Annotated in this window: 15 protein-coding genes and 1 riboswitch; of the genes, 10 read left to right on the top strand and 5 right to left on the bottom strand. The window is 35.7% G+C overall.

The window, feature by feature from the left end:
* Positions 1–15: 15 nt before the first annotated feature.
* Together FH036_RS02190 and FH036_RS02195 are read right to left on the bottom strand one after the other, a co-directional pair.
* Positions 16–321: an iron-sulfur cluster biosynthesis family protein gene (locus tag FH036_RS02190; protein ID WP_044792978.1), complete on the bottom strand. Its 306-nt coding sequence runs from the start codon at positions 319–321 to the stop codon at positions 16–18.
* Between the two features lie 265 nt (positions 322–586).
* The gene (locus tag FH036_RS02195; RefSeq protein WP_001083411.1) at positions 587–2,053 is read right to left on the bottom strand and encodes an amino acid permease; all 1,467 of its coding nucleotides are present in this window, start codon (positions 2,051–2,053) and stop codon (positions 587–589) included.
* A gap of 112 nt (positions 2,054–2,165) precedes the next feature.
* Positions 2,166–2,358, bottom strand: a riboswitch (Lysine riboswitch).
* A gap of 323 nt (positions 2,359–2,681) precedes the next feature.
* Here FH036_RS02195 and FH036_RS02200 point away from each other — a divergent pair.
* A complete protein-coding gene (locus FH036_RS02200; RefSeq protein WP_000764629.1) occupies positions 2,682–3,131 on the top strand; it encodes a GNAT family N-acetyltransferase in 450 nt (149 codons plus the stop codon).
* A 39-nt stretch (positions 3,132–3,170) separates the two neighbouring features.
* Here FH036_RS02200 and FH036_RS02205 read toward each other — a convergent pair whose 3' ends face one another.
* Positions 3,171–4,073, bottom strand: a complete 903-nt coding sequence (locus FH036_RS02205) for a sulfite exporter TauE/SafE family protein (protein WP_139895255.1) — start codon at positions 4,071–4,073, stop codon at positions 3,171–3,173.
* Between the two features lie 206 nt (positions 4,074–4,279).
* Between FH036_RS02205 and FH036_RS02210 the strand changes: the two genes are divergently transcribed.
* From FH036_RS02210 to FH036_RS02240, 7 genes are all read left to right on the top strand, one after another.
* Entirely contained in the window at positions 4,280–5,077 is a 798-nt protein-coding gene (locus tag FH036_RS02210; protein WP_000943357.1) for a VOC family protein, read from the top strand.
* Between the two features lie 14 nt (positions 5,078–5,091).
* On the top strand, positions 5,092–6,018 hold the full coding sequence (locus tag FH036_RS02215) for an aminoglycoside phosphotransferase family protein (RefSeq protein ID WP_139895256.1): 927 nt from the start codon (positions 5,092–5,094) through the stop codon (positions 6,016–6,018).
* Positions 6,019–6,031: 13 nt separating this feature from the next.
* Positions 6,032–6,775 (top strand): metallophosphoesterase family protein, encoded by a 744-nt coding sequence (locus FH036_RS02220; protein WP_139895257.1) that lies wholly within the window; start codon positions 6,032–6,034, stop codon positions 6,773–6,775.
* Positions 6,776–6,958: 183 nt separating this feature from the next.
* Entirely contained in the window at positions 6,959–7,627 is a 669-nt protein-coding gene (locus tag FH036_RS02225) for a nucleoside/nucleotide kinase family protein (protein ID WP_139895258.1), read from the top strand.
* Between the two features lie 27 nt (positions 7,628–7,654).
* A complete protein-coding gene (locus tag FH036_RS02230; RefSeq protein WP_000477567.1) occupies positions 7,655–8,122 on the top strand; it encodes a hypothetical protein in 468 nt (155 codons plus the stop codon).
* A gap of 89 nt (positions 8,123–8,211) precedes the next feature.
* Positions 8,212–9,036, top strand: a complete 825-nt coding sequence (locus FH036_RS02235; RefSeq protein ID WP_139895259.1) for a DUF2785 domain-containing protein — start codon at positions 8,212–8,214, stop codon at positions 9,034–9,036.
* Between the two features lie 79 nt (positions 9,037–9,115).
* Positions 9,116–9,430, top strand: coding sequence for a DUF3892 domain-containing protein (locus FH036_RS02240; RefSeq protein WP_138321750.1), 315 nt, complete (start codon positions 9,116–9,118; stop codon positions 9,428–9,430).
* Positions 9,431–9,516: 86 nt separating this feature from the next.
* Here the strand turns inward: FH036_RS02240 and FH036_RS02245 are convergent, their stop codons facing one another.
* Positions 9,517–9,957 carry a YaiI/YqxD family protein gene (locus FH036_RS02245; protein WP_138321752.1) on the bottom strand — a complete coding sequence of 147 codons (441 nt, stop codon included), beginning with the start codon at positions 9,955–9,957 and terminating at the stop codon, positions 9,517–9,519.
* Positions 9,958–10,120: 163 nt separating this feature from the next.
* Here FH036_RS02245 and FH036_RS02250 point away from each other — a divergent pair, with 163 nt between their 5' ends.
* Positions 10,121–10,894 (top strand): GNAT family N-acetyltransferase, encoded by a 774-nt coding sequence (locus tag FH036_RS02250; RefSeq protein ID WP_139895260.1) that lies wholly within the window; start codon positions 10,121–10,123, stop codon positions 10,892–10,894.
* 92 nt (positions 10,895–10,986) lie between these two features.
* Here the strand turns inward: FH036_RS02250 and pdxR are convergent, their stop codons facing one another.
* Complete coding sequence (gene pdxR, locus FH036_RS02255) at positions 10,987–12,429, bottom strand: MocR-like pyridoxine biosynthesis transcription factor PdxR (RefSeq protein ID WP_139895261.1); 1,443 nt, start codon at positions 12,427–12,429, stop codon at positions 10,987–10,989.
* A gap of 124 nt (positions 12,430–12,553) precedes the next feature.
* Between pdxR and FH036_RS02260 the strand changes: the two genes are divergently transcribed.
* Positions 12,554–13,465, top strand: a complete 912-nt coding sequence (locus FH036_RS02260) for a DMT family transporter (protein ID WP_139895262.1) — start codon at positions 12,554–12,556, stop codon at positions 13,463–13,465.
* The last annotated feature ends 10 nt before the right edge of the window (positions 13,466–13,475 follow it).

Here is a 13,475-nt window from a genome sequence, read left to right on the forward strand (position 1 = left end):
AGTTGAAAACAAGTTTTATTTTTTAATCGACAATCCATAAACTAAAGTCTCACTCGGAGTCGTAATACTAAAACCTGTCGTCTTATAATCAAGTTTCACTGTATCACCAGTGTAGTCTTTCGTAAATGAATCCATTTGTACGATAAAATCAGCATCTTCATATATAACGTCATCTGCATTATATGTATCCCAAATTAAATCTACATCAACGAAAATACTACAAGAGTTTGTCATTGTCCCTCTAACGCGAATGATCTTTTTGTCTTCACGTTCTAATCTATGTATAGCTGCTATTGCTTCATCAGTAATACGAATGTTCATTGTATCCCAACCTTTATTTATATTTCCTTTATTATTGCAAAAACAGGAGCAATAGGGAAGCAAAGAGGTTTGCAATAAAAAACGAGCAAACAAATTAGTTTGCTCGTTTCACTTTATCCGACTTTAATGGGCAGTAAGACCCCCACCTCAAAATGCAGCGAAAGAAAAGAAGTTAGGTGGGGGATCAACTGTCCATAAAAGTCCGATTGGTTCAACTAATAATCCGTGGGGGATGAAGAAAACCCCCACGGATTAAAGTTTCACTTTATTTTAGTTCACATTTATCAAGTGGAATCACTTTTGTTTTTTTCGTAAATTTATATCCTAACCATAGTGCTAAGAAGAGGGGTAAACCGATGTAAGAAACGAGTACGCCATTCCAATCGATTGATTCACCCATAAATGCGCCGTAGTTTTGTCCTAAAATTACGATGATACAAAGTGTAAATGCGAAGATTGGACCGAATGGGAACCATTTTGCTCTATATGGTAAGTCATTTAAATCTTTTCCTTGTGCGATATATGCTTTACGGAAACGGTAATGACTAATTGCAATGCCGACCCAAGCGATAAAACCAGACATTCCTGATGCATTTAATAACCAAATGTATACAACACCGTCACCGAATAAAGAAGCAATGAAAGCGATACTACCGACAATCGATGTTACGATTAATGCGTTAACAGGTACACCGCGGCTATCTAATTTACCCAGAAACTTTGGTGCTTTCCCTTGGCGAGCTAAATCCCAAAGCATACGAGTTGAAGCATACATACCAGAGTTACCAGCAGATAGTACTGCCGTTAAAATAACAGCGTTCATAACAGAAGCAGCAAAGGCAACGCCCGCTTTTTCAAAAATAAGTGTAAATGGACTTACTGTTACATCACTTGCAGCAAGGCTTTCAGTTGTATAAGGAATTAATAAACCGATAACGAGAATGGCAAGGATATAGAATAAAAGAATACGCCAAAAGATCGAACGAATTGCTTTCGGAATATTACGCTCTGGATCAGAAGTTTCACCAGCAGCTACCCCAAGTAATTCAGTTCCTTGGAAGGAGAAACCAGCTGCCATAAATACTCCGATAATTGCCATGATACCACCGTTAAATGGTGCATCTGCAACAGTGAAGTTTTTGAAGCCAACAGTTTCGCCGCCCATAATTCCGAAAATCATCATGAAACCGACAATTAAAAAGATAATAATGGTAACTACTTTAATAAGTGCGAACCAATATTCAGATTCACCAAACCCTTTAACAGATAAGTAGTTTAAAAGGAAAATAATAGCTAAACATAATCCGCTCCAAATAAGAGAAGGGGTATCAGGGAACCAAAATTTCATAATTAATGTTACAGCCGCTAGTTCAGCAGCAATTGTAATGGCCCAGTTATACCAATAGTTCCAACCAAGTGCAAAGCCAAGTGATGGATCAACAAATTTTGTTGCGTACGTGCTAAAAGATCCAGTAACAGGCATGTAAGCTGCGAGTTCAGCTAAGCTTGTCATTAAGAAGTAAACCATAATTCCAATTGCGGCGTATGCAATTAATGCACCGCCAGGTCCAGCTGAATGGATGACACCACCGCTGGCAAGAAATAGTCCGGTACCAATTGTACCGCCGAGAGAAATCATCGTAAGGTGCCTTGATTTTAGACCGCGTCTTAATTCACCTTTTCCTTTTGTAGTTTCTGTTTGAGAGGTAGTTTGATTCGTTGCGCTATTCATGTTCAACACTCCTTTTCTTGTAAGATAGGAAGGAGCGGGGGAGAAAAATACAAAAAACCGCCAAAGGAATTTGGCGGAACGTTTCACAAATAACCACCCCATCATACCCTTCCGTTAAGATAGCACCCCACGTTTACACGGTAATTTTGTAAACGTGACAGTTCTGTTCCTTTCGGAGACAGCCCCAGCTCATATTTCCAGAGAAGAAATATAAACTTCGGCAACTTTTCCTTTCAAACGGAGTCGGTGACTTTCTCTGTGTCTCGTCCGTTTTACTCTTAAAAGTCGCAACCTCTACCTCATCGGATTGATGAGGATTTGATATATTGCTAAGATTTTTAATATATGGCAATTGTAATGAGTTTCTGAATATATTGCAAGATATTTTGTAGGAAAAAATCAAAAAAGAGCGGTTATTGTATAGGAAACGCTTGCAAAACTCCACCCGAACCTACTATTATGTAACAATAAGCAAAGAAAAAATTGTTATACAAATGTTTCGCAAAAAATATTGAAAAATCCTTTAAAAATAAAAAGAAAATTCAGAAAATATAATTCGACATTCATAATAAGGTCATATTTTTTGGTATAATTAGAGTAGCATTTAAGCAAAAAAGGGGAAATCAATATGAAATTAGAAACAGAAAGGCTCTATATAGTGCCGTGTACAGAAGAGAGTATTCACGTTGCTAACGAGCAAGGATATAATAGTGGTCCTCATGTTGTAGGGCATGTAGAAAATGTAAAACAGGATAAGGATCTATTACCTTGGGGCGCGTGGTATGTCATTCGAAAAGAAGATGACATCGTTCTAGGTGATATAGGGTTTAAAGGGAAACCAAATGAGGAGCATACAGTAGAAATTGGTTACGGTTTTATTGAGAAATATTGGAATAAAGGGTATGCGACAGAAGCTGTAAGAGAACTAATAAATTGGACTTTTCAAACTGGAGAGGTAGAAACAATTATTGCGGAGACACTTCTTGAAAACGAAAGCTCGATTCGTGTATTAGAGAAATTACATATGAAGAGAATGGGTACTACAGAAACGATGATTAATTGGAAAATAGAAAAATAAAAAATACCGCTCGAAGTGTATCGGGCGGTATTTTTATTGTTATGGAAGCATTTGTTTTTGTTCATTCGGATATCCAGTTGTCGGTGTGTTAGAACGATTGGAATGATTGCGAACAGCAATGAAAATAGAAATAATAACGACAAGACCAATTGCCACGTAAGAAAGTGAAATAATAGTTGGATCCACTTTAAATGTAGTAAGTAGTGTACGAATGTTTGTAAAGATTATAAGGCCACCAACTAATACGCCAAGTAAATGAGAAGGAACGATGCGTACTAACCATGCAGCGATTGGTGCCGCAACGATACCACCGAGCATGAGAGAAAATACCCAAACCCAACTTACTTGTTCCCAACCGAGTGAGATGAAGAAACCAATTGTTGCGGCAAGTGAAACAGGAAACTCGCTCGTATCTACAGATCCGATAACTTTTCTAGCTTCATTTCCTCTTGCCAAAAGTACAGGTGTCGTAATCGGACCCCAGCCACCACCACCAGTTGAATCAACGAATCCAGCGAATAAGCCAAGCGGAACAAGCTGTTTAGCAGACATACGTTTATTTGAAGTAACAATCTGTTTTTGAATGATGAATCGTAATAAAATATAAACCCCTAAAGTAAATAAAAATACGGAAATGTACGGTTTAATGACATCGCCAGGTAAATTACTTAAAAAACATGCCCCAACAAATGCACCAATTGCTCCTGGTAATGTAAGCCTGGAAACGGTGTATTTATCAACGTTCCCAAATTTGAGGTGAGATGCACCAGAAGCGGCGGTTGTAACAACTTCAGCTAAATGAACAGATGCGGAAGCTACAGCCGGTGCGATACCAAACATTAGTAAAAGTGAGGTAGACGTTACCCCGTACGCCATTCCAAGCGCTCCATCGATTAATTGAGCGAAAAATCCAATAATAGCAAAGACAATTAATTTCTGCATAAAAAATCCCCCTGTAATAGTAAATGAAAAAGGCACTTTTCCCGTGTGAGAAAAGTGCCTTTGGTTTTTCCAATCAGCAATATTGAAATTTGTTTCATTATAATACACATTAATCGTATAAATCAACTAGGTTTTAAAGTTTTTTGAATTGAATGAAAGAAAAATAAAATATACAATAAAAGGATGGAGAGAAAGGGGAGAAAGACATGTTACGATTTGATCATCTCGTTCACGCAGTTCATGGCACACCGGAAGAAGCGGCAAAACAAATGCAGGAGCGTGGATTTCATACTGTACTAGGCGGAGAGCATGCTACTTGGGGTACTTGGAATAGTTTATGTTATTTTGATTTATCTTATATAGAATTTTTAGCAGTTCAACATGAAGAAAAAGCGAAGAAAGCAGACAATCCATTAGTACAAGAAACAGTAGTGAAATTACAAGATGGAGAAGGAATGCTACAAATCGCAATTCGAACAGATGCCATTGAAGAACTAGCAGTTAAATTTAGTAAGCACGGTATACATACGATAGGACCATTTGAAGGGAAACGCATGAGAAAAGATGGCCGCCTTTTAGAGTGGAAAATGTTATTTATAAAGCAAGAAGAGAACGGACCGAAATTACCTTTCTTTATACAATGGAATGAAACGGACGAAGAAAGAAGAAATGATTTACGTAACATAGGAACGATTACTGAACATAAAAACAACGTACAACAAATTGAAACGATTCATTACGCAGTGAAAAATGTTCGAGAAACAGTACAGAAATGGAAAGAAGTAATGGAGCTATATGCAAGTCCGGTCGTGAAAAATGAAGAATGGAATGCGGAGTGTCAAAGTGTATCGTTTGGTGACATTCAAGTACAGTTTTGTGAACCAATCGGAGAAGGGCTAGTACTACAATATTTGAAGAATCATGGCGAATATCCATTTGCAGTAGAATTTAAAGGGGAAAATAAACGGGAGTATGAAGTGTTAGGTAGTTTGTACATATATTGATAGAGGTGAACGCTTTGGAAGAAATGTATAGAGAGATAGAGAGACAACTAGAATGGCCTCGTATTGTAAAGTGTACAGCGATTTCAAAAGGTTTTTCACATGAAGAGAAATATAAAATAGAATTAGAAAATAGAGTAACATATTTTGTAAAAGTATGTGATGCTGTTCATTTTGAACGTAAACAAGAAGAATATACGTATATGAAACAATTAGAGTTATTACATATTCCAACGCCGAAGTTAATTCACTTCATAAAACTTGAGGAATTAAATAAATGTGTTCAAGTATTTGAATGGGTCCAAGGTGTAAATGGTGAAGAAGGTTTAAGGAAGCTATTGGCGGAAGAACAGTATCATGCAGGAAGAAAAGCAGGAGAAGTATTAAAGAGGATACACTCGATAGAAAAAGAAAGTGCAAGTAATAAATGGGAAACATCTAGATGGAATAAATACAAAAGATACATAGAGGCATTAGCAAATTATGAAGTGGATTTTCTAGATTTGAAGCCAGTATTAACTTTTGTAGAAAATCATAAAGACTTATTAAAAAATCGTCCAATTACATTTTTACACGATGACTTCCATCCAGCAAATAGTATGATTCATAATAAGGAATTTATCGTTATTGATTTTGGTGGATATGATTTTGGCGATCCCATACACGATTTTTATAACGTAGCGATTTTTACTATAAGAATAAGTAAACCATTTGCGGTTGGACAAGTTCACGGTTATTGCGGAGGAGAACCGTCACTTCATTTTTGGAAACTGTACTCATTATATGCAGCAATGACATTCCCAGCGGATATCGTTTGGACTAACCGAAGCACACCCCATTTAGTAAATGATATGAAGGAAAGATTAAACGGAATTTTAGAAGATCATAATCAATTTTCATCCTATATTCCAAAATGGTACCAATTAAGTGAATTTAATAAATAAAGGAGGAATACATATGGACAAAATTGCGGTAATTTCAGATATACATGGTAATATTCCAGCTTTAGAATCTGTACTGCAAGATATTAAATTGAGAGGAATCAAACGCATAATTTGCCTTGGAGATTTAGTCGGAAAAGGTCCTCATTCTAGCGAAGTAATTGAAATCATTCGTAAAGAATGTGAAGTAGTTGTAATGGGGAACTGGGATGATTTCATCACAAAACCGACGGAATTTGAAGCGTTAAAATGGCATCAAAAACAACTATCGGAAGAACAAAATGACTATTTAAGAAGGTTACCATTTTCAATCGAGTTTTATATGAGTGGAAAACTCATTCGAATGTTTCACGCTTCACCGAGAAGTTTATATGAAAGAATACAACCACACGCTTCAAGAGAAGAGCGTATTAGTATGTTCGAAAACAGTGAGTTCACGGAGAATATAGAAGGAGAAAGAAAACCAGATGTCGTTTGCTACGGTGACGTTCACCAAGCATTCGTTCAAAATTTCAGAGGGAAAACGTTATGTAATGCTGGTAGTGTAGGAAATCCGCTTGAAATTACACAAGCTTCTTATTTAATATTCGAAGGGATTTACAATGAAAAAGAAGCAGCGAGCTTTTCCATACAACTCGTACGTGTACCGTATGATATTGAATTAGCTATCAGACTAGCAAAAGAACTCGATATGCCAGAAATTGAAGAATACAAACAAGAATTACGAACTGCATTGTATCGAGGTTTTAAGGGAAAGTAAGCCAATCATAATATATCAACGATTTTTCAAATATATCTATCATAACTTAAAATATATCAACGATTTTTTCAATATATCAACGATTCGACAAAGGATATCGACTTACCGACAAATAGTGACAAATAGTGACATAAAAAGTTAATTATAATTTTGTTATGTAAACTAAATGAAGGGAGAAATATCATGAACCGAAAACAATGTATAAAAGAAATTGCTAATCATATTTTAATGTTAAATGTAACGCATCCAACAAGAGTTGGAGTAGGCGGTATTACAGCATCAGGAAAAACAACATTTGCAAACGAAGTAGCGGAAGAAATAAAAAAACGAGGGTTACCAGTAACGCGCGCTAGCATTGACGATTTTCATAACCCAAAAGTGATTCGTTATACACAAGGTAAAGAATCTGCAAGAGGGTATTATGAAGATGCACACGATTATACAGCTTTTAAAGAAAGACTATTAAAACCTTTAGGACCTAATGGGAATTTACAGTATGAAACGATTTCTCATAATTTAAAAACGGATATTCCTGTACATAATGAGCCGTTAATGGCTCAACCCAATATGGTACTCATAGTAGATGGAACATTTCTATTAAAAAAAGACGTTGAGCATTTATTTGATTACAAAATCTTTGTAGATACAGATTTTGAGATTGCGAGAAAACGTGGTGCAAAGCGCGAGACTGAGGCTTTTGGAAGTTATGAAGAAGCTGAAAAAATGTTTTTAAACAGGTATCATGCGGCTTGTAAGATATATATAGATGAGCATAATCCGAAAGAGTGTGCGGATGTTGTATTTCGGAATAGTGATTTTGATGATACGGTAGTTGTATATAAAAGAGATTAATACAGTGTATATAGGAGGGATGAACATTTGTTTAAATGGTTTCAAAAAGAAAATAATAAAGGGAATGAGGGAGAGGACGGACAATATTTAGAGATAAAAAACGAACAGATAAATGAACAATTAAAACAAAAAATAATGGAACTAGAAAATTTAAGTGAGGATATTTGTAGTAAGTATCAAAAGATATATGAAGAACGTTTTGTGCAGAAGGGTAAATTAAATTTGAAGCTGTCCATTATAAGGGATATAGATGGCGATGAGTTAGAAGAACTAACATCTAATAATTGCTTAGAATATGAATATCGTTCAGAAATTAATTTTGAATGTGATGCTTTAAAAACAGAGGAAGTCTGCACTATCCTGCTTTGGTACTATTACAAAGGATATCGAAAAAGTAGTAATATAGGAACACTTTATAGCGGAACGATTAATGAATTAGAAGAAGAAGTGAAAACAATATTGGAAGAACTGTTACATAGTAAAGATAATTACTGATTCTATTTTATATTGCATTAAGAATGGATTTAATTTTATGATACTAATAGGGAATGATTCAGGAAGAGAAATTTAAAGGGGATAAAAAAATGACAGAAGTACTAGAACTAAAAGAAGAATTACTACAAATTAAAAATAACAATTATGCTGTACCAAAAGACGTAGATGCATATCCATATGCGCAGTGGATGCTAGATTATATCGGATCACCTGATGCTGAATTACGTGATGATTTAATTTATAGTACGCTTCACACATGGATTACAAATGATGTATTTAGACAAAAGGAATTACGAGGATTAATGCTACAAGCGATTAGTCCTGATTATTTATTTTATAAAATTGGTGAAAAGGGAACAGACTCTGTATTTAAACGTGCATTCTCCGTATTAATTCCGCCACTTATTTTATCTGTTCATGAAAGAGAACCACTGTTATCGGAAGAGCAACTGTACAGTGTGGCAGAACAAGTGCTGGAATATGTATATTTAGAAGAAGATGTAAGGGGTTACGTGGAAGGAAAAGGCTGGGCACACTCTACTGCACATGCAGCAGATGCGCTCGATGCTTTAGCACGTACAATACAAAATCGTGAGTTTTCATATGCAATATTAGCTGCTGTTCGTCAGAAGGTCCGCTTACATGACTACGTATACATACACTTTGAGGATGAGAGATTAGTAACGCCAATTATGTCGTTACGTAATCAAAATCTTTTAACAGAAGAAGAGTGGAGCAATTGGTTACATAGTATAGCAACGGTTGAAGACATCCGACATCCGCAGCATGATATTTTAGTACAAAATATTAGAAATTTCTTAAGAAGTTTTTATTTCAGAGTTTTAGAGACAGAAGGTAGTACAGCCTTTACAGATGATATATTGGAAACTTTGAAGGGTTTGCGTAGGTATTAAAAATACATTTTTCTAAAAGGAAATTACATAAAACCAACACCTCCCAACCATACTAAAAAAAGTGTTGGAGGTGAAGGTTATGGACAATAAAGACTTTGAAAAAGTGTATAATGAATACTTACATCATGGAGAAGAGCAAGCTCAATTTGAAGTAGACCATGAAGTCAATTCAGGAGCAGAACAAATTGTTGCTGTTCGTAAAAATGATGATGGCGATTTAATAGCTTTTAAAACAAGTAGCGGGAGAGAGTTAGATTATATGACTGCTCTTAGTGAAGCGAAATCAGGGAAGTTAGCTCATGTGGACGTATTTCATAAGTATGGTAGAGATATTATACGAAGTGAACCGGATGGAATAAAAGAAAATAACTTAGATAATTTACCTTCATTTTAAACGGGTAAACCTCAAGAAGAGAATGTTCATTTGGATATTCTCTTCTTTGTGTTGCGAAGTTTTCCTAGCAAATAGACAATTCATTTTTAAAGTGCGATCATACTTTTAAAGAGCACTCTAAATTTCTCTTTATCTTCTGCTGTAAATGGTTTCGGTCCTTTTGTACGCTTACCACTTTTTCGAACCATTGCACTTAAATATCGTGTTTGTAACAATTGTTCAATGTTATCATTCGTATACTTATAGCCTTTATGATGTAGAACGATACAGCCTTTTGCTAATGCAAGCGAAGCAAGACCGTAATCTTGTGTTACGATTAAATCTTCTTTTTTTGCTAACTGCATAATGCGGTAATCTGCAGCATCTGCTCCGGAATCAACATAAATTGTTTCCACACCTTTAGGCTGCTGAGCATTAGAATAATGAGAAAAGCTAGTAACGAGGGTTACAGGGATTTCTGCATTCGTAGCCTCTAAAATAATTACATCTTTTACAGGACAAGCATCTGCATCAACGTAAATTTTCATCTTTATCACTCCTATAACTAGGTTCGTGTTGATAATAATGGTAGATTTAGGTTTTGTCAAACGAGGATTTCGCATGTTAACTTACAAAAATTGTATATATTTAAAAATATATGCTAATATATAATTGGTGTAATAATAATAATTTTCAGAAAGAAGGAATCGAATGATTTATAAAGCAGATAACAATGTAAGGAAAAAGTTAGTTGAGATGTTTGGGAATTTCGATAGTACTATTGTACTTTCCTATCTCCAAGGGCATATGGGAAGTGCGTGGGTAGACAATCCTGAAAATCCAACTGTTGCTCAAATAACTGTAGGGATTTTTGTGTTTTATGCCGGGAATCCAAACACAAAAGAGGCGGAAGAGTTACTATATAATCTACCTGATTTTACTCTTGCCATTGTTGATTCGGAAGAATGGAAAAAACGTATAGAGACTGTTCACAAAGGATCAATTGAGAAGTTTCAAAGGTTTAGGTTTAATAAGAACCCCGGCGATTTAGATAAAGAATACATACAGGATATTTTGTCTACATTACCTCAAGATTATGAAATGAAAAAAATCGATAAAGATATAGCAAAGTCTTCTTCATTTCATGCACTATCAGAAGATTTTACTAGTCAGTTTGATTCAATTGATGATTTTATTGATAGGGGCGTAGGGTACGCCATTTTAAATGAAGGACAAGTTGTTTCTGCTGCAACATCATTTAGTATATTTGATGATGGGATCGAGATTGAAATTGCGAGTCATCCTGAACATAGAAGAAAAGGTTTAGCTAAGATTGTAGCATCTGCACTTATATTAGATTGTTTAGATAGAGGAAAATACCCTAGTTGGGATGGAGCAAATTCTGAATCTGTTGAACTAGCAAAAAAGCTAGGCTACACTTTTAAAGAGTCTTATGATACGTATTTTATTGAAATTCAAAAATGAATTAATACAAGTACATAAACTAAAATGGTTTTTAGTTTATGTACTTAGTTAAACATTAATTAAATTCTATTGACGATATGTAAGGATGCTACTTATTTTCCACAAATTAAAATAGCTTCTCGCAAACGAGAAATACCTTCCTCAATTTGATCAATATCCACTTTTCCATAAGATAAACGAATATAACCATCTTTCGCGCCGAAAATACTACCAGGCATAAATGCAATTTCTTGTTTTAAACTTTGCATAATAAGTTGTTTTTCGTTTATCGGTTCTTTTAATTTTCCCCATATGTATATACCGCCGGTCGGGTTTGAAAAAGAGATTTTATCGTTAAGTTGCTCATTTAAGGCGCGAACGATAACGTCTCTTTTTTCTGCTAATTGTTTTCGTAACGGTACGATATGAGATTGAAATGGTACTGTTTCCAAAAATTGTTGCATAAGCCACTGTGGGAAAATACTCATACCTAATTCCATTTGGTGTCTTGCGTCGGATAACCTTTCTACTACAGACTGCGGGGCGACAAGCCAGCCGACTCGTAAACCTGGTGCAATCATTTTAGATAAGGAATGTACATAAATGACAGTTCCGTTTTCATCAATAGATTTCAAAGTAGGGCAAGGTTGTTTTTTTTCTAGCGCAAGTAAACTGGACGGATCATCTTCAACAATTGCAATTCGTAAGTCTGCGCAAAGTGATAACAGTTTTTTTCTACGGTTTGGATGAAGCATTGTTCCTGTAGGATTTTGGAAATTTGGATTTAAAAAAATCATTTTAATACGATGCTTTCTATATAGCTCTTGCACATCATCCGGATTAATACCGTGTTCATCGACAGGTAATGGGAAAATACGAATACCTGCTGATTGGAATAACGGTAAGGAATAACAGTGTGATGGACTTTCGAAAGCGACAGCATCACCCGGATTTAATAAACATTGTACGATAAGATGCAAGGCTTGCTGTGCACCAGATGTAATCATAATCGATTGTTCAGTCGCTTCCACTTTTAAATATTCTTTCATATATTTTACTACCGCTTGTCTTAGCGGGAGGTACCCTTGCGGATGATCATAACTTAATGCATGCGTTAACGGTTGTTCTCGTAAAATCGTTTGTAGTTGATCGTGAGGATAAAGATTACAACCAAGCTCTCCGTTTGCAAAATCAATAATATTTTCATTTTGTTGTACTTCTGCCCGAATATGGCGAAGTAACGGTAAGTTTGGTAAGAACGTACCACCTTCTACGAAATTTCTCCAGTTCGGCGTTAATGTTGGAGAAACACCCCACATATGTGTACTCACGCGTGTTCCTTTACCAGTCGTACTTTCTACAATTCCCATAGCACGCAGTTCATTATAAGCAGTCGTTACTGTACTGCGGTTTACATTTAACTGTGTAGCTAATTTCCGTTCGGAAGGGAGGAAGCTACCTGGAGGAAGTTCTCCATATGTAATACGTTTTTCAATAAAGTCAACAACTTGCTGATAAATAGGGATTTTACTGTCGCTATCTAGCTTCCATTCCATAAAAACGCCTCCGTAACTCTTATATACATTCAGTATAACAAATTGGCTGGGTAAAAAAACAGCCAATTGGACGGTGTTATATCCAGCCAATTTTACTATGCTAAATATGGAAGGGGAGATTCGGATGAAACGATGGCAAATGGAATGGCTCCTAGTATCAGTAGCATTAGTATGGGGAGCGAATTATACAATTGGAAAGTATGGCGTGGCATATATGTCATCCATTCAATTTAATAGTTTACGATTTTTAGTAGCATCACCGGTATTATTACTTATTACATTTTTAATGGAACGCTCATTACGCATTGAAAGAAAAGATTGGTTACGATTAGTAGCAGTCGGTATCGTTGGTACGACAATGTATCAAACGATGTTTATGCTATCTGTGAAATATACTTCAGCAACGAACGCCTCATTATTAATTGCGATGTCACCTATTTTTACAGGGATATTAGCAGTATTACACAAACAAGAACGTTTTTCGATGAAAGTACAAATTGGTTCAATAGTAGCGTTTATTGGTGCAGCATTCGTTTTATTAACAGGACATACAGGAGGAGCTACTTACGAGTATGCGTGGCTCGGAAATATAATTGGATTAGTCGCAGCAATTGCGTGGGGATGGTATCCAATTTTAGCACAACCTCTTATTACAAAATATTCCGCAATGAGAGTCACATCATGGTCTACTTTAATTGGAATTGTACCGCTAGTTATATACTGTTTATTCAACGTAAATTCTTTAACATGGCCAGTAGATACGCCAAGCTGGGGATCACTAGCATATTCAATCATCTTTGCGACAATTTTCGGACTTGCAATGTGGTATGTCGGTATTAGTAGAATAGGCTCAACGAAAGTAATGGTTTATATGTATCTTGTACCACTATTCGCAGTTATCTTTGCGGCAGTAACAATTGGAGAGCAAATTAATATGATGCAACTCGTTGGCGGGCTTATCATCTTTATCGGTTTATATGTTGTAAAAAAAGGCGGAATGAAAAAGCCAGCTCTCAATTTGAAAAAAGTAAGTTAATAGTAAAAAT

The organism is Bacillus sp. CD3-5 (genome assembly GCF_006349665.1).
GTDB classification, from domain to species: domain Bacteria; phylum Bacillota; class Bacilli; order Bacillales; family Bacillaceae_G; genus Bacillus_A; species Bacillus_A paranthracis.